Raw genomic sequence first — 18,101 nt, forward strand, 5'->3', positions numbered from 1 at the left:
AATATCCCATAATGATAAAAATCAATGAGAGCTTGTTATGAGTGACATCAATTTGCAAACTTTTGCAGCGCTACCCGTCTCTAAAAAAACAAGGAAGCCCGTGATACATTTTGCCCATGCCAATGGTATGCCAAGCGCGGTTTATGAAGCATTTTTTGCAGGTCTTAGTGAGTTTTTTACGATCGAATATATTGCGATGTTAGGTACTAATCCTGACTATCCAGTTGATGATCACTGGCGCAGTCTGACTCAGCAAATTATCGATAGTGTGAAAAGTACTTGTGAGAAGCATGGTGTCGCGCAAGTCGTGGCCGTTGGACATTCGCTGGGCGCTATGTGTACCATGCAGGCATTGTACCGTGAGCCTCAGCACTTTGCTCAAGCAGTATTAATGGATCCCCCTTGGATTTATGGTAAAGTCAGCTTTTTTTGGCATTTGGCAAAGACGGCTGATAGGCTGCCATTGATGAACAACCGCTTGATGGATAAGCTATCTCCAGCTGGGGTATCTAAGCACCGCCGCGATGTTTGGGATAGCCGCGAAGATGCCTACGATAAAATGCGTCACAAAGGTTTTTTTAAAAACTTTGATGAGCGTAGCTTTCAGGGTTACATTGAGCACGGTTTACATGAGCGTGCGGATGGCAAAGTGACCTTAGCGATTCCAAAGTCCGTTGAGGTAGATGTCTTTCGAACCAATCCCTCATGGTATTGGCTAATGCCAAACCGCGCCCCAAAGCCGCCAGTTACCCTCATTATTGGGGAAGAAAGCTTGTTTTTAAAACGCCGTTTCCCGCAGCAAATAAAATCACGACTTGGTATTCCTTATACGACCCATACGGGTGGTCATATGTTCCCGCTTGAGTATCCAGAGTCTGTGTCACGGCAAGTATTGGACTTAATCAAGCAACAACTACCAAAATAAATCATGCGCGCTACTTATTTGACTGCTCAGATTAGGGCGTGTCCTAGTCCTAATATAAAGTTGTCGTCAGCATTGATACTCTATATCACTGAGTCACCATTTTATGCCAAATCATTTTAGTGCTGCCAAGCAACGGCTGATAAACTCGCCTAAGCGTTTGCCGTTATTTTCACGCTTGGAAGTGTTTTTACTGACCATAGGTATGGTCGTCGCATTCTTTATCAGTCAACTGCTAGGAGTCTATATCGCAGGCAAGCTGCTGCTACCGGCTGCTAAAAGCGCAAACGTGGCTGATGTGTTTTTCTATGGCAGCAGTAATGGCACGGTCGTGAGTGTGTCCATTATGATTGGCGGTGTATTGCTGGTCGCCCTCATCGTTATGTTGATTCGGTTAAAAGGCGGTAATTGGCAGCGCTATCTTGCGCTCAAACCATTTTCAGTCGCGTTTGGCGTTGGGATGCTAGGTATATTATTGATATTTATGATTGGCAGTCAGGCGCTGACTTACTGGCTTGATAAATCGCCACTGGTGTTTGTCGATCCGTTATATCAGTCCGTCAGCTCAGTGTGGCTGCTAGTATTTGCAATGGTGATAGTCGCGCCATTATACGAAGAGCTGGTCTTTCGCGGCATCCTATGGTCGGCCATTACTGAGCAATTCGTCGCCTCACCAAGTCAAGAGCTGCGCGGGGCGATCATTGCTAGTATCGTCACCAGTGTAATATTTGCGGTGATTCACTTGCAGTATGGCGTTTATGAAATCAGCACTATCGTGGTGCTGGCATTGATATTTTGCTATGCCCGTATCAAATCTGGCTCGCTGCTACTGCCCATGCTGCTTCACATTGTCAATAATGGCGCAGCGATGGGGCAGTATTTAGCGCAAACCGCTTAATCAAAATTTTCTTAAGAGAATTTGCTTAATCAAAAAGAGCTATGCATCAGGGTTTAATGCCAAGACTTCAGCGGCTGCTTGTTTAACGTCATCTATCGTCAGTTTAGGTTTGCCACTCAATGCCTGTCGCCATTTGCGAGCTCCCGTCAGCCCTTGAAATAATCCTAAATAATGCCGAGTCATCGTTGGCAGCGCTTCACCTTTGGCCAGTTGCTCTTCTAGATAAGGATAAAGCTGCGCCAATATATCTGAGCGCTTAGGTGCAGGCTCACCCCATAAGCTATTGGCTTCTGCTAGCAGATAAGGGTTATGATAAAAGGCGCGGCCAATCATCACACCGTCTATATGCTGCAAGTGCGCTTGAATATCTGCGACGGTCTCGATACCACCGTTTATCTCGACATCAAGGTCTGGGAAGTCTTGTTTGAGGCGGTAGACATCATCGTAACGTAGTGGTGGAATTTCGCGATTTTGCTTGGGGCTAAGACCTTGTAGCCATGCGGTGCGAGCGTGGACGATAAAGCGCGTACAACCAGCAGCAGCGACCGTCTGCACAAAATCTGCCATAAACTCATAGCTATCAAAATCATCTATACCAATACGATGCTTGACGGTTACTGGGATATCGACCGCCGTTTGCATGTGTTTGACCAAGTCAGCGACAATATTTGGCTCGGCCATGAGACAAGCGCCAATTTTATTATGTTGGACGCGATCCGATGGGCAACCAACATTGATATTAACCTCATCATAACCATGCTGTTGCGCGAACTCGGCACACTGGGTCATCTCATCAATATCTGCACCGCCAAGTTGCAGCACGATAGGCTGCTCGAGCGCGTCAAAGCGTAGATGCCGTGCTCGATTACCATGTATCAGCGCCCCTGTACTGATCATTTCAGTATATAAGTAGACGTGCGGATTAAAAAGTCGCGCAAAATAACGATAATCCGTCGTCGTCCAATCGATCATGGGGGCAACTGAGAGTCGTTTATTGGTCATATCAACCATGGATAATAAGCCTTAATATTTTATTCTTTGAGTGTGAGTGTTTTGCATAGAGACAACAGGTGTCGTAAGCACAATGGGCGAATATTCAATACGCCCTTGCTAGACCACCTGATCAATTCTTTTGAACTGGGGTAAGTTGTAAAAATACAGTCCCATGATAATGCCAATAAAGCCGATAAAGGCGATATAGAGAGCGGGGGAAAAACTGATAAATAACGTGGCATAGCCCAGTCCAAAAGGTATAAGTACGCCCACGATGCCATAGGTGATATTATAACAAAAAGCCATTCCGGTAAGGCGCACATTGGTTGGAAACAGTTGCACAAGAATAGCCGGTACCATACCGACAATGCCAGCACAGAAGCCCAGTAGCGCATACATAATCAAGATATAGTCGCCGCCTGCTTGCAAGTGATAAAAGAAAGCAAGCATTTGAGCGATTAACAAGGCAGAACCAACAACCAAAATTTTGCCAAAATTCTCATGATTAGACACTAAGCCATAAAATATGCAGCCAAAAATCATAAAAACAATACCCAAACTGTGCGAAAATCCAAACAAATCAGTATCTAAAGTAAAGCGTAATTCGATTAACTCTGGTAATAAAAGAATGACGACAGTCGTAATGCTAGAAATAATCAACGTCAGCATCATGCCGACAAATACTGAGTGTTTGTGATTTTTAAAGAGCAGGGTAAGCGGCTTGGCAAAATAGCTCTTGGGTTTCGATTTTTCCATCGCGATAAAAAACGGTGATTCACCAATCAATCGCCACGCAAGTAACGGCAAAAAGCTCAGTATTGAGGCGATAAAAAATGGCAGCCGCCAGCCATAATCTGTCAACTGCTCAGGGGTCATTGCTCCGGTAAGCCAACTAAAAAAGGCATTAGAAAATAATACACCGACGAAGAAACTGGCAGTTACATAGCTACAACCTACAGAAAGATACTGCCGCGGCACATGTTCCGCCACAAAAACCCATGCTAAAGGTACATATAGGCCATAAGCCATCCCCTGTACCAGCCTGAGTAAAATAAATAAAGCGGGCGCAACCAAGCCCCACTGCGCATACGTCGGCAGACATGCCATCGCTAATAAACTGGCAGCAGTGACGAGCAAGCTTATAAATAATATGGGCTTTCGACCTTTGATATCCCCATAACGACCAAAAATAATGCCGCCAAGTGGCCGTGCCAAATAACCGACCGTAAAGAGGCCAAGCCCTTGTAGCTTGGCGACGGTAGGACTGGTACTAGCCGGAAAAAAAGCAAGCGAGACGATATCTGCGATGTACAGATAAATCAAAAAGTCAAAAAATGTCACCGCGCTGCTAAAGCTGATAAGCATCACGATATTTTTGTCTTTAGCAGACATCAAAGCATATTGAGAACGAGACGGCATAATAGATCACGCATCCACACAGTAAACTGATTGTTAAGACGGTCATCATCTAGATAACCGACCATAATAAAAACCGGCAAATCAATATAGATAGATAATGATTTGCCGGCATAATAAAAATAAGGCTTTTTGAATACGAAGGCTAATGAGCCACTGACTCTTAAAATAAGTGACAGACATTCAGTACGCTATAAATTTGGTTAAAAGGAACCTATAATCTATAGCAGCCAATCGATTGGCAGCCATGACATGATGGTCAGCCAAACGTGGTCACCCATATCAACGCGCGGCTCTGTATCGTAAATCACTTTTTTACCATTTTCCATGGTATGCCACTGTAAAGCACCGCTCTCCAGCAACTTGACTTCATACGCCTGATTTAACAAATCATCGCTGAGTGCACCGTGTAGCTGGCTCGCCAGTTCTTCATCATTAATAATGACGCCCATTTCAGTATTGATATTGGCAGAGCGCGGATCGACATTGTATGAGCCAATAAACACCTGATAATCATCCACAGCAAAGGTTTTGGCATGTAAGCTGGTTGAGGATTGGCTGCGAGCTTTCCACAGTTTGTTTTCGCGTTTTTCTTCCGCAGCGGTGGACTTAAGCTCGTAGATTTTCACCCCTGAGCGCAGCAAATTGGGACGCCATTGACTGTAGCCAGAATGCACCGCCGTCACATCGGTTGCATCAAATGAATTGGTCAAAATCTTGATTTCAATACCTGCTTCGGCCAATTGTACCAGCGTCTTGACGCCATCTTTGGTTGGTACGAAGTAGGATGAAATAATAGTCAAGCGCTTGGTGGGCGTGCCCAGCAAGGTACGCAGCTGATGTACCAAATTGGTATTGGCAGGAACGGTTTTGGTCAGTTTGCCGACATCATCACTCAAAAACTGCATATCCGTCCAACGAAAGGGCACCTGCTTATTGATTAAATCAGTATCGATAGAGGAGTCTTCGATGGCGGTCTTATAAACAGCCAAACTACTGCGAGTATTATTTTTTTCATCTTGATCGAGCTTGTCTAACGACGCTAAGAAATCTTTACTTGTCCCTTTATCAGCGGTTACCAGCGTTTCGATGTCAAATGAGATGGGCGAGGACCAGTAGCTAGCAAAGCTATTATCGATATCGGCCACTACTTTGCCGATCAGTAATACATCTAAATCCGCAAATTGGCTGTTTTGATTGTTACTTAAGTATTCATCACCGATATTTCGACCGCCAATAATGGTAATTTGCTTATCAAAGGTCATGCTCTTATTGTGCATACGCCGATTGATACGCGGTAAGCCCGTGACAAAATTTAAGGTCTGAAATTTACGATGCATTAACGGATTGATAATGCGCACCGCGATGTTTGGGTGGCTGGCAAAACGTAATAAACGCTGATCAAACTTGGCGTTATTATTAAAATCATCGAGCAATAAGCGCACGATAACGCCGCGCTCAGATGCTTCCCATAAGTCTTTTAAAAGTAGCTGACCGGCCTGATCATCGTGCCAAATATAATATTGCACATCGATATTGCGCGTGGCCATACCGGTCAGGATACTGCGCGAAGCAAAAGCATTGGCGCCAGTCACAATCGGATGATAGCCGGACAAATCAGGGTGAACGTTGTTCTGTTCACTAATGGCCGCGACCAGATCCGTATTTTCACCGCCATTATTCTTATTGTTAGTACTGTCATTATTTTTAAGTTTGCTGTCTTGCTGATATAAAGCATTAACACGCGCTGATAACGCTTGGCTTTCAGGCAAATGTGGCTTCTCAGGCAAACTCTGGCAGCCAGTAAGACCTAAGGTTAATCCGAGTGTTAGACTGAGCGATAAATTGCTTGGTTCTATACTTAGCATCGACATAACTGATTAACCCTAATGAGCCTTGATTTATTGGAATGCTGCTAAAATTTTAATGAATATGTTCATTTTTATAAAATAATAGCACTGATGATGACGCTTATAAAAATAACGTCCTAGGCCAAGCTTAAATAGTCGCTAAGCTTAGCAGTTGTTGTCTTATCTGCCTATTATAAATACGTTATTTTTTGGCTTAAGCGCTTGACTAAGCTCGCATTTAACTCTAATTTCGGGTTTTAGTATTCTGCGAAAGCGTATTCAAAAATAATATTTAGTAGTGCTCTGAAACCAGATGTTTGGAATAAGTTGACATGATATGATAACGCTGATGAATGGTGTCGATAATTAGAGAATAAGCCGTCATTTTATGCTCAACCATTTTACTAAGAATTATTTTACTACCAACAAGAGTAACGGAAGATTTATGAGTCAGTCGCAAGCGCATGATTATAACCATTTAAATAAATTAGATCCTAACTGGCGCAGTGACGCGCTCAATTTAGACCTTGATTATGGCATGCAGACCATCGCTGTGCGTGCAGGGCAACATCGCACCGATGAAGGCGAGCATTCAGAGGCTATCTTTACCACCAGCTCCTATGTTTATGAGTCGGCGGCGGACGCGGCAGCGCATTTTAATGGTGACAAGACGGGCAACGTTTACTCACGCCACACCAATCCAAGCGTGCGTACCTTTGAACGTCGTTTGGCAGCGCTTGAAAATGGTGAGCGTGCGGTGGCGACAGCCTCAGGCATGGGGGCGATTTTGACCATGTGCTTGGCGTATTTAAAAGCAGGCGATCATCTGCTTGCTGCCAATCAATTGTTTGGCTCATCCATTGGTTTATTTAATAATTATATGGCAAAGTTCGGTGTGGAAGTCAGCTATGTCGATTGCTTCGATAATGACGCGTGGGCTAAGGCTGTACAGCCAAATACCAAGGTTATTTATTGTGAGAGTCCTAGTAATCCATTGGCGCAGATTTGTGATATCGACTATTTAAGCAAGCTATGCAAGGCCAACGATATCTTATTGGTGGTGGATAATTGCTTTGCCACGCCAGCGCTGCAGCGTCCACTCGACTTGGGTGCCGATGTGGTGATACATTCTGCGACCAAGTATTTAGACGGGCAAGGTCGTGTATTGGGCGGTGCCTTGGTCGGTAGCGATGCGCTGATGCAAGAGGCCTTTACCGTGGTGCGCTCAGGCGGTATCAGCATGAGCCCGTTCAACGCGTGGGTCTTTACTAAGGGGCTTGAGACGCTGAAATTGCGTATGCAAGCGCACTGCAACAATGCCAATCAAGTGGCGGATTTTTTGGTCAATCATCCCAATGTCAGCACGGTGCACTTTTCAGGTTTGAGCGATCATCCTGCGCATGAACTGGCGACGCGTCAACATCATATGAAAGGCGGCTATGGTGCTATTATGGGTTTTGAAGTCAAACCATCTGCTAGCACTGATTCAAATAGTCAGGATTCAAAAGCCGCTGCATGGCATGTGATAGATTCCACGCAAATGGTCTCTATCACCAATAATTTGGGCGACGCCAAAACCACGATTACCCATCCGGCGACCACTACCCATTTTCGCCTGACGCCTGAAGCACGAGCAGAAGCAGGCGTCAAAGACGGCCTTATTCGTCTGTCGGTCGGCTTGGAAGATGTAGAAGACATCATTAAAGATTTGGCGCGTGGTTTAGACAGTTTGTAAAGATAACGGTATAATCACCGTTAACGCATAAAATTTACGTTATGATCTACGTTAATAAAAATTACTCATTACTATATTACTCATTACTATAAAGACAAAGAGGCAACTATGAATATCCAAGCATTGATGCAACAAGCACAAACGATGCAAAAGAAAGTCGAAGCAAACGTTGAAAATGCTAAAAAAGAGCTGGCCAATAAAGAAGTGCAAGCCGAGGCGGGCAGTGGTTTGGTAAAAGTCACTATGACGGGTCGACACGTGGTTAAGCGTTTGACCATCGATCCAAGCTTGCTTGAAGATGAGCCGGATATGATCGAAGACTTAATCGCTGCGGCTATCAATGACGCGGTGCGTCAAGCGGATGAGCTGTACGAAGAAACGATGGCAGGCGCGACCTCAGGTATGGGTCTGCCACCAGGTATGCAAGGTATGTTCTAAGCAACTGCCTTTTAACTACTAAGTTTGTAAAGGTTAAGTTTTTAGGTGCCAAATACTGCATATTGAAGACAAAAATGGGGTTGTTATCGACACGATACGACCCCATTTTTATAGCTACGGTTTATAAATTAAGTTAAATAAAGGAAGTTACTTTGCTGACAGCCAAATTTGATCAACTGGTCAAACAACTGCGCATTTTGCCGGGTGTGGGTCAAAAAAGTGCCCAACGTATGGCGCTGCATCTGCTCACCAAAAAACGTCCACAAGGCATGGCACTGGCGCAAGCGCTTGATGAGGCGATGCGTGATATCGTTGAGTGCGAGCGCTGTCACAGTTTTAGTGACGAGGCCGTTTGTCCACTATGCCAAGACCCAAGGCGTGATGATGGCCTATTATGCGTGGTCGAAACCGCAGCAGATGTGATGGCTATCGAGCAAACGGCAGGTTATCGTGGTCGCTACTTTGTTTTAGGCGGTCATTTATCACCGATTGATGGTATTAGCGCTGATGATTTAAATATCGATCAACTGGTCTGGCGGGTTAAGCAAGAGCCTGTTGAGGAATTGATCTTGGCAACGGGTACGACTGTCGAAGGGCAGACCACCGCCCACTTTATCAGCGAAGCCGTCGGCCGTCATGTCAATAAAGTGACGCGTTTGGCACAAGGTGTCCCGATGGGTGGCGAGCTGGAGTACCTTGATAGTATGACCCTTGGACAAGCGATGCAAAATCGTTCCTTCTTATAGTATTTTCTATAGCAATTTCATAAGTTCTCTATAAAACCCAAATCTTGCCCATTTTATTTTATGAACTTGTTATAATTGCTTAATTGCTACTATTGTTATCTTTTATTAAGACGCAGTTTGGCGTTTTATTTTCTCCTATTTATGCAGGTATCTGCCCGTGTCCAACAATGCTTCATTAGCTTCAACCGCTTCTACCCAATCAAACCGTGCAGACAACACTGCTGCTACTGACGATGCATCAAAGCAATCAATTAATACTGATATAGCGTCAACAGCTGTGCCGCCTGAACCAAATATCGATGCATTATTGGATATTGCGGATGAAGTTGCCATCACGTGGGTGCGTGAGCAAGATGGTTTGGCTGAAGTCATCGATGCATTGGCGACTTGCGGGCGAGTGGCGTTAGATACCGAGTTTATCAAGCGCGATACTTATTATCCACGCTTGGCATTGGTACAGCTAAATACCGGCAATCATGTATATTTATTGGATGCGCCGCAATTGCAGTTGGCTGATTTTTGGCAAGCGCTTAGCGAAGTTGACGTAGCGATTTGGCATGCTTGTGGTGAAGATTTGGGGATTTTTTATCTGTTGTCTGGTTGCCCGCCATTGACCAATATTTTTGATACGCAAATTGCGTTGTCTTATTTGACGGGACAGTTGCAAATGGGCTATCAGCAAGCGCTCGATGATCAGTTAGATATGCATATCGATAAAGAACAAAGTCAGTCGGACTGGCTACAGCGTCCGCTCTCAGATGAGCAAGAGCAATATGCGATTGATGACGTACGCTTCTTGCCAGCGCTTTATTTGAGCCTCGAATACGAGCTAAAAAAGCAAGGACTGTTTGAATATGTCTGGGCGGATTGTCAGCTTTATGCCAGCGATTTGTACGACGCTCAGCATGTTGAGGACGAAGCGATGTACTTAACGATGGCTGATTATCGCTATAACTCGCAGCAAATGGCGATATTAAAAGCGGTGGCGACTTGGCGAGAAGAGCTGGCGCGTTCGACCAATCAGCCGCGCACTTTTGTGATTAAGAAACAAGCCGTACGCGAGATTATCACTGAAAAGCCAACCAGCATGCGCGAGTTGGCGCATAAAACCACGATGCACCGTAGCATGTTGCGACTGTATGGCGAAGAGTTGCTTAAAGTAATAAAAGAGGCAAAAAATCTGCATCCTGCTGAATATCCAGACTGTCTATTGCCGCCTTATCGCTCAAAAAACAAAGTGCTGTCAAAGGCTGTGCAACAAGCGATCGATGAGCAAGCAGAAGCTATTGGCGTGCCTGCTAATGTATTAATGCGTAAAAAATGGCTGGGGCAGCTGTATGAAGTGATTGCATTTGATAAAGATTTAAGCAAGCTACCAGAAGGCTTAAAAGGCTGGCGCAATGAGTGGGTGACGCAAACCTTGATACCAGTAATTGAGAAGCACAAAACTGAATTACAGCAAGGCATGGGTGTTAAGTAAAGCGATTGTTGTTAACCAATAGATTATTCGACCGTAGCCAGTCGTTGTGCGATGTCCATATCTTTAATTTGACAAGCATACTGTGAACTATAATAATTTAACATATCATCATTGATGGCAACAGCTGGTAACGGATCGTCGTATGTATTCATAAATCGTGTTTTGCCATCAACTTGAGTATAAATTGTATTTAAACGTTGATAAGTACTATTCGAACAATTTACTAAGAAGTGACTAATAATAGTCTCTAAAGGTTTGTCAAAATCCAATAGTATTTGATCGTTGATGTCGTCACTTACTTCAAATCCGTTTAGCATAACTATCTTTTCCCAATAATCTACTTTATCAGAGTCTTGATTTTCCATATTTACATTGACTAAATCAGTATACACTTCTACTTGCTCGTTACTAACAACAAAACTCCAAAAAGGGTCTAAAGGTGGCTCATTTAACTTTATGACTTTGGACTTGTCGCTAAAATATGAGTAGACACCAAATAAGCCAGAGCAGAGTATTATAACAATTAATATTTTAAGATTATTTGGTCTAGTCTCTAAATAACTATATTTATTTGGATCAAATTCATTATTGCTCATTAGTTTATACTCAATTTAAATCTAACTTGTTATCTGGTTTTTTTCCAATCTAACGCTCAAACTTCCCATGCTCTAGAAAGTAAAAGGCTTGTTTAGCGACTTCTTTGTTAACTAACATGCCGGTATGTGAGACTGGCATGACGATATGATCGACTGCTGCCTCCATTTTGGTTTCTTCTACATACACTGTGCCATCGTGGTCAAGTTGCTGCTTCAGTGGTGGCACATCTGCTTTACGCAGTTTGCGGTTATGATGATGCAAAAATAACTGTCCCAAACCATACGGGCGATTCCCTGCAATCACACCAAGCTCAATGTGTTTTGGTAAAGGTGCGACGGTTCCATCTAATGCATCGATATATGAGCGTCCCACCACAGCTGGGATCAAGCGCCAAATATAATCCGCACAAATGCTACCCATATGCGGCGTACCTAGTGTGACGCACCGTCCAATTTGCCATTGCGGATACGCAGTGACAAAATCGCGAATAATTAAACCGCCCAAACTATGACCGACCAAATCGATTGGCTGGTCTGGATGATGATGGTTTTCTAGCCAGTCATTTAATCGGGCACTATTGGTTTTGATGCCGTCACGCATACTGCGATAGCCATATTGATGGGTATCAAACCCTTGTGCTTGCAAGCGTTTAGCCAATGGACGCATAACAAATGCGGCTTGATGTAAGCCATGAATCAGAATGACGCGGTTTGTTGGCATAGGTAATGGCACTCGATAATTATTCATCAAATACGCGTATAATATCATTAGCCTATTGATTTTTCTTCTTATCAACTGTTATTAGCTATCATTAACTTGTAGACCAATAAAAACCTCCAAATCAGCTACTGACTTGGAGGTTTATTTTTATATCAATTATTCATACTTGTTTGAAAACTACATATAGTTTTCAATACTTGGGCACGAACACATCAGATTCTTATCGCCATAAGCATCGTCAATACGAGCAACACTTGGCCAGAACTTATGAGCACGTACATAAGGCAATGGGAATGCGGCAACATCGCGGCTGTATGGATGCGTCCACTCGCTATTGGTGACCATAGCGGCAGTATGCGGTGCATTGACAAGTGGGTTATCTTCTAGCGTCCAGTTGTCCTCGCCTGCTTTGGCTTTCATCGCTTCAGCTTTGATAGATTTTAGCGCACTGATAAAGCGATCTAACTCTTCTTTAGATTCAGATTCAGTTGGCTCAATCATCAGAGTGCCAGCCACTGGGAAGCTCATGGTTGGTGAATGGAAACCATAATCCATCAAGCGCTTGGCAATATCGCTTTCGCTGATGCCAGTTTCTTCCTTTAGCGGACGAATATCGATAATACATTCGTGCGCGACGCGACCATTTTTGCCAGCATATAACACAGGGTAATGATCTTTTAATTGCGCGGCAACATAATTAGCATTCAATAGCGCAAGCTCAGTGGCTTTAAGCAGACCATCACGGCCCATCATGGCAATATACATCCATGAAATTGGTAAAATGCTGGCTGAGCCATAAGGCGCTGCCGATACGGCAGAACAGTCTTTTTGGGCATTATGTACAGGGCTTAGCGTATGGTTGGCCATAAATGGTGCTAAATGTGCCTTCATACCGATAGGGCCCATACCAGGACCACCGCCGCCATGTGGGATACAGAAGGTTTTATGCAAGTTCATATGTAGGACGTCTGCACCGACATCCGCAGGCTGCATCATGCCGACCTGCGCATTCATATTGGCACCATCCATATAGACTTGGCCGCCATGCTTATGAATCAAATCACAAATATGACGGATACCTTCTTCGAATACACCATGCGTCGACGGGTAAGTAATCATCAATGCACCTAGATTGGCGCTATGCTCTTCACATTTAGCGGTCAAATCTTCGATATCAACGTTGCCATTTTCATCCGTTTTGACCACGACGACTTGCATGCCCATCATCATGGCAGTCGCAGGGTTGGTACCGTGCGCTGACATTGGAATGAGACAGACATCACGATTGGTCTCGCCCAATGATTCATGATAGCGGCGAATCGCCAGTAGGCCAGCATATTCACCTGACGCACCAGAGTTTGGCTGCATAGACACATCATCAAAACCAGTAATGGCTTTGAGTTGGTCTTGTAGGCTATCAATCATGTCAATGTAGCCGGTGACTTGATCGCGCGGTGCAAATGGATGCACATTGGCAAATTCAGGCCACGTAATCGGTAGCATCTCACTGGTTGCGTTCAGTTTCATGGTACAGCTACCGAGTGAAATCATACTGCGGTTCATCGCCAAATCTTTGTCTTCGAGCGATTTTAAGTAGCGCAGCATCTCATGCTCGGTATGATGCGTGTTAAATACCGGATGGGTTAAGATGTCGTCGGTACGTAAATATGCACTATCAAGTGACAGGCTAGCAGTCTCAGGCAAATCATGCGACTTATTCACGAACAGCTGAGTTAACACCGTAAAGTCTTGCTGATCACTGGTTTCACTAAAGGCGACACCCAGTCTGTTATCATCGAGACGCCATAAGTTATAACCAACATTGTCCGCATTTTCAAAGATTTGCGTCGCCAGTTTTTCTGAACCGCAATCGATAACGACGGTATCAAAGAACTGATCATGTACCACGCTTAAGTTGCTGTCATTAGCTTCTCTAATGACATTGGCGAAGGCTGTGGCAAAAGCATGGATACGTGTGGCGATACGCTTCACGCCACCTGGACCATGATAAACTGCGTACATACCTGCTAGGTTCGCCAGCAATACTTGCGAGGTACAGATGTTTGAGTTGGCTTTTTCGCGGCGGATATGCTGTTCACGAGTTTGTAATGCCATACGTAATGCCGTATTGCCTTGCGAATCTTTTGAGACGCCAATGATACGGCCAGGTGCTGAGCGTTTGGCTTTATCAGAGAACGCAAAATAAGCGGCATGTGGACCACCAAAGCCCATGGGAATACCAAAACGCTGGGTGCTACCTAACGCTACGTCTGCGCCCATATCGGCTGGTGATTTTAGTAACACCAAGCTCATGATGTCACTGACGACGCTGACGTAGGTTTTGTTTTTCTTCACCGCAGCGATGACGTCGGTTAGGTCTTTTACATCGCCCTCAACACCGACGTATTGGAATAATGCCCCAAAATAATCACCTGATTTAGCGGTTTCAAAATCACCAACGACCACTTCCCAACCAAAATACTTGGCACGAGTATTGATGACATCTAAGGTTTGTGGATAAATGCGGTCATCAACAAAAAACTGATTTGATTTGCTTTTGCTCACCCGCTTTGACATGGCCATGGCTTCAGCAGCAGCAGTGGCTTCGTCAAGTAACGATGCCCCAGCCATTTCTAGACCAGTCAAATCGATACAAACTTGCTGGAAGTTAAGTAAGGCTTCTAGACGACCTTGAGCAATTTCAGCTTGATAAGGGGTGTAAGCGGTATACCAACCTGGATTTTCAAGCACATTACGCTGAATAACCGCAGGCATACGTACAGGTGAATAGCCTTGACCGATGTAGCTTTTATTAACGGTGATATTATCTGCCATGGCGCGCAATTTAGCCAACGCGGCGTGCTCACTCATCGCCAGTGGCAAGTCTAAGTCTTTGTGCAAGCGTACGGGCTCAGGCACCGTATCATTGATAAAGCTCGCCATGTCTTTATAACCAATTGTACTGAGCAGATCAGCTTGTTTGGTCTCATTTGAGCCTAAATGACGATAGACAAATTCAGCTTCGTTGAATAAACCTTGAAAGGTATCAAACGTCGGGTTTTGAGAGATAGTCATGACAGTCCTTGGTTAAGGGAGTAATAAAGGGATTGACTTAAATAAAATAACGTTAGGGTTAATTAAACGTAATGGACAAACTGTTCTTGGTCAAAGCGGAACTGGCTACTGTAAATGCCATTGTCAGCGCGTTCGCCAGCACCAATCATCATAATGATGTGCTGATCATCGCTTAAACCTAACAGGCGCTTCATGGCAGGCTCATCGAAGCCGCCCATCGGACAGCTATCAAAGCCGTGCGCACGTAGTGCCAGCATTAAGTTTTCAGCAGCCAGTGCCGTATTGTTGGTGGCCCAGTTTTTGGTGTCTTCGAAAGTATAGTAAGGTGACTTGATCGGCCCTTTTACCCGTCTAAATACTTGAGTAGCACTCCATTTTGCCGCTGACACCACGTTGGCTGGCCCTCGCAAAAAGTCCATGGCGACGACTTTGGTGTAGTAGTCTTTGACTTTTTTGGGCACTGGCGATTCAGGATATTCACGTAAGATTTGCTGGGCGTGATCTTGCCAGATATCCGTACGCGCAACGACCGCAATCAAGCGCGCTGCCGTTTTTGCCGCATTTTGATTCATGCAGTTTTTGACCGTACGTTTGCGCTTATCCGCATCATCGATCACATAAAATTCCCACGGCTGTAGATTGCTCGAGTTCGGCGCTAGCATGGCCAAACGCAGACAATCTGCTAACACATCGTCAGGTATCAGTGTGTCAGTAAAGCGACGCACGGAACGGCGTGACTCGACCACTTCACGAAACGCTTGCAGCTGCGGTGTGTGTTTGGGTGTGGCAATATTGTCGTTGTTATCAGAGTCGGAAGTCATATTAGGATCCATGCTGGGGATTAAGTGATCAACTCGGTCAGTATTGAGTGTGTCTGCTCAATAGCGTCTGACAAGTGATTGATATGAATAAATCAGATAGCGATTAGACGTAATAAATTGAGCGATAAGTGTTTTGGAAAAAAGTGGTCAGATACCAGCTGATGCCAATATCTGTCATAGTAAATTATATTTTTCTAGTTGTATTTTTAAGTTACATTTTTTTAGATTACAAATAGCGGTATTTCAGTTCAGTCAAATACCGCTTTCAAGCGAGAGAATAAGAATCAGATTATAGAATCGATTCAATTTAAAAGTGGTACAAGGCAACCGAATGCAGATGTATAGATCATACTTCAAGCGAGGTTAACGCTGTAACACTTTTATAGTGGATTGACTACAGCTCGTTTTCGTACTCATCAGCGGTTAGCAATGCTTCGTAATCAGCAATATTGTCAGGCTTCATTCTAAAGAACCAACCTCCACCGTATGGGTCAGAGTTGATGATTTCTGGATCATCTTCTAGTGCTTCATTGATGGCAACGACTTCACCTGAAATAGGCGCATAGACGTCAGAGGCAGCCTTTACAGACTCTACGACTGAGATTTCGTCATCAACGGCAATGGTGTCGCCAACATCAGGAAGTTCAACAAACACCACGTCACCCAATAGGTCTTGAGCATGGTCAGTGATACCAACAGTGATAGTACCGTCGTCTTCTAGGCGTAGCCACTCGTGGCTGGCGATGTATTTTAGTTCTGCTGGGATATTGCTCATGGTCTCTCTCCTAAGTGATAGAGGATGGTTTACAAAAATAGTGGAAGCTAATAATAGAATTTATGATGACTAAGAGTCAAACTGCTGCTTGCCATTACGGACAAACGGTAGTTTAAGGACGCGGACATCAGCGAACTTACCTTTGCCACGCAAATCGACCTGTACATTGTCATCATCTGATAAGCTGGCAGGGACACGGGCAATCGCAATCGAATTTTTTAGGCTAGGGGAGAAGGTACCACTGGTAATCACCCCAGTTTGTTCATTGTCCGTGCCTTGATTGATAGTCACACTCATACCTTCACGTAATACACCGCGCGTTGTCAATAGTAAGCCAACTTGCTTCATGGCGGTGTTGTCGTCTTTTGACTGCTGGCGTTTGCTGACTAAAGCTTCACGACCGACAAAATCACGCTCGTCTTTTAATGCGAGTGTCCAACCCATATTACATTCGTAAGGGCTAATGGTCTCGTCCATATCGTGACCATAGAGGTTCATACCGGCTTCCATGCGCAACGTGTCGCGCGCGCCAAGGCCGGCTGGCTTCACGCCATTGACTTTTAATAATTCAAAGAATGCTGGAGCAGCATCGCCATGCATAATCACTTCGACGCCATCTTCACCAGTGTAACCCGTACGAGCCACGAACCAATCAGCGCCTTCGATGTCTGTTAAGTCAGCACCAACGAAAGGCTTAAGTTCAGCCAACGTATCTGCCCAGCTAGGTTTAGCTTGTGCCAGTTTTGCAACCGCATTTGGTCCTTGCACGGCAATCATGGCAAGCTCTGGACGCTCAGTAATATTGATGTCAAAACCTTCGGCGACTTTTTCAAATTGTGCCATGTCTTTATCACGAGTAGCAGCGTTTGAGACGATACGATATTCGGTAGCCTCTTCATTCATTAAGTAAACGATTAGGTCATCAATGACGCCGCCTTGCTCGTTGAGCATGCCAGAATATAGCGCTTTACCGACGGTTTTTAGTTTATCAACATCATTGGCCAATAGTTTCTGTAGCCAAGCTTTGGCATCACCACCTTTGATATCAGCGACGACCATGTGTGAGACATCAAACATGCCAGCATCGGTACGCACCGCTTCATGCTCTTCGATTTGTGAACCGTAATGAATGGGTAATTCCCAACCAGAAAAATCCACCAGTTTGCCCTCACTATCGACGTGAGACTGGTAAAGGGGCGTGCGCTGCGGTGCTTGAGTATTTTGAGCGTGAGTTTCTTGAGAGTGGGTATCGGTCATAACAAATCCTTATGTGTACATCAGTCGTACTCGGTAGAGTAATGAGCGATGTGCAGTATCATAGTAGAGAGAAGCAATATTGCAGGGTGCAAGCATTGCAACCAAGGGCGGCACAGAAAATAAAGATAGAGCAATAAGCCAAACAAACGCTGAACGTCGGTTTAAGCAAAAGCCCTATCTGTCCTGTGACCTGAGATTTTCAACACGAATCATCATAGTTTTAAAGGCAGCTCTAAAAAATATGTAAAGAGCTTGGCTTTAAAAGACCTATCACTGATGATAGCGTATTTTCTCCCCTTCGGTGGGTAAGACGTCGTCCGTCCTTACCGCTCTCCAGATTTGTTATGCCCAATGCTTGAGTATGTGATGCACAAATGA

General features: G+C 44.6%; 15 protein-coding genes and 1 riboswitch. Of the genes, 6 read left to right on the top strand and 9 right to left on the bottom strand.

Features of this window, described 5'->3' with window-relative positions:
• Positions 1 to 37 precede the first annotated feature (37 nt).
• Positions 38 to 925, top strand: coding sequence for an alpha/beta fold hydrolase (locus ACSUPM_RS05220; RefSeq protein WP_436880257.1), 888 nt, complete (start codon positions 38 to 40; stop codon positions 923 to 925).
• Positions 926 to 1,028: 103 nt separating this feature from the next.
• The gene (locus ACSUPM_RS05225) at positions 1,029 to 1,820 is read left to right on the top strand and encodes a CPBP family intramembrane glutamic endopeptidase (protein ID WP_025651283.1); all 792 of its coding nucleotides are present in this window, start codon (positions 1,029 to 1,031) and stop codon (positions 1,818 to 1,820) included.
• 39 nt (positions 1,821 to 1,859) lie between these two features.
• Here ACSUPM_RS05225 and dusA read toward each other — a convergent pair whose 3' ends face one another.
• From dusA to ACSUPM_RS05240, 3 genes are all read right to left on the bottom strand, one after another.
• Positions 1,860 to 2,831, bottom strand: a complete 972-nt coding sequence (dusA, locus tag ACSUPM_RS05230; protein WP_201566587.1) for a tRNA dihydrouridine(20/20a) synthase DusA — start codon at positions 2,829 to 2,831, stop codon at positions 1,860 to 1,862.
• Positions 2,832 to 2,930: 99 nt separating this feature from the next.
• On the bottom strand, positions 2,931 to 4,232 hold the full coding sequence (locus ACSUPM_RS05235; protein ID WP_025651281.1) for an MFS transporter: 1,302 nt from the start codon (positions 4,230 to 4,232) through the stop codon (positions 2,931 to 2,933).
• Between the two features lie 218 nt (positions 4,233 to 4,450).
• Positions 4,451 to 6,103: a phospholipase D family protein gene (locus ACSUPM_RS05240; RefSeq protein WP_436880258.1), complete on the bottom strand. Its 1,653-nt coding sequence runs from the start codon at positions 6,101 to 6,103 to the stop codon at positions 4,451 to 4,453.
• A 421-nt stretch (positions 6,104 to 6,524) separates the two neighbouring features.
• Between ACSUPM_RS05240 and ACSUPM_RS05245 the strand changes: the two genes are divergently transcribed.
• The 4 genes from ACSUPM_RS05245 to ACSUPM_RS05260 all read left to right on the top strand — a co-directional run bounded on the left by ACSUPM_RS05245 (position 6,525) and on the right by ACSUPM_RS05260 (position 10,478).
• Positions 6,525 to 7,814, top strand: coding sequence for an O-succinylhomoserine sulfhydrylase (locus ACSUPM_RS05245; protein WP_436880259.1), 1,290 nt, complete (start codon positions 6,525 to 6,527; stop codon positions 7,812 to 7,814).
• Positions 7,815 to 7,922: 108 nt separating this feature from the next.
• Positions 7,923 to 8,252 (top strand): YbaB/EbfC family nucleoid-associated protein, encoded by a 330-nt coding sequence (locus ACSUPM_RS05250; RefSeq protein WP_025651278.1) that lies wholly within the window; start codon positions 7,923 to 7,925, stop codon positions 8,250 to 8,252.
• 152 nt (positions 8,253 to 8,404) lie between these two features.
• Positions 8,405 to 8,998: a recombination mediator RecR gene (gene recR / locus ACSUPM_RS05255; RefSeq protein ID WP_025651277.1), complete on the top strand. Its 594-nt coding sequence runs from the start codon at positions 8,405 to 8,407 to the stop codon at positions 8,996 to 8,998.
• A gap of 157 nt (positions 8,999 to 9,155) precedes the next feature.
• A complete protein-coding gene (locus ACSUPM_RS05260; protein WP_101212110.1) occupies positions 9,156 to 10,478 on the top strand; it encodes a ribonuclease D in 1,323 nt (440 codons plus the stop codon).
• A 23-nt stretch (positions 10,479 to 10,501) separates the two neighbouring features.
• Here the strand turns inward: ACSUPM_RS05260 and ACSUPM_RS05265 are convergent, their stop codons facing one another.
• From ACSUPM_RS05265 to gcvT, 6 genes are all read right to left on the bottom strand, one after another.
• A complete protein-coding gene (locus ACSUPM_RS05265) occupies positions 10,502 to 11,074 on the bottom strand; it encodes a hypothetical protein (protein ID WP_201575667.1) in 573 nt (190 codons plus the stop codon).
• A 49-nt stretch (positions 11,075 to 11,123) separates the two neighbouring features.
• Positions 11,124 to 11,822, bottom strand: a complete 699-nt coding sequence (locus ACSUPM_RS05270; RefSeq protein WP_025651274.1) for an esterase/lipase family protein — start codon at positions 11,820 to 11,822, stop codon at positions 11,124 to 11,126.
• Between the two features lie 150 nt (positions 11,823 to 11,972).
• On the bottom strand, positions 11,973 to 14,870 hold the full coding sequence (gcvP, locus tag ACSUPM_RS05275; protein WP_350588098.1) for an aminomethyl-transferring glycine dehydrogenase: 2,898 nt from the start codon (positions 14,868 to 14,870) through the stop codon (positions 11,973 to 11,975).
• 62 nt (positions 14,871 to 14,932) lie between these two features.
• Positions 14,933 to 15,691, bottom strand: coding sequence for a nitroreductase family protein (locus ACSUPM_RS05280; RefSeq protein ID WP_201632043.1), 759 nt, complete (start codon positions 15,689 to 15,691; stop codon positions 14,933 to 14,935).
• A 394-nt stretch (positions 15,692 to 16,085) separates the two neighbouring features.
• A complete protein-coding gene (gene gcvH / locus ACSUPM_RS05285; protein ID WP_350588097.1) occupies positions 16,086 to 16,466 on the bottom strand; it encodes a glycine cleavage system protein GcvH in 381 nt (126 codons plus the stop codon).
• Positions 16,467 to 16,535: 69 nt separating this feature from the next.
• Positions 16,536 to 17,723: a glycine cleavage system aminomethyltransferase GcvT gene (gcvT, locus tag ACSUPM_RS05290; RefSeq protein WP_201565964.1), complete on the bottom strand. Its 1,188-nt coding sequence runs from the start codon at positions 17,721 to 17,723 to the stop codon at positions 16,536 to 16,538.
• Positions 17,724 to 17,891: 168 nt separating this feature from the next.
• A riboswitch (glycine riboswitch) is annotated at positions 17,892 to 18,070 on the bottom strand.
• Positions 18,071 to 18,101: the final 31 nt, after the last annotated feature.

This window comes from Psychrobacter okhotskensis, assembly GCF_965638355.1.
Classification (GTDB): Bacteria; Pseudomonadota; Gammaproteobacteria; order Pseudomonadales; family Moraxellaceae; genus Psychrobacter; species Psychrobacter okhotskensis.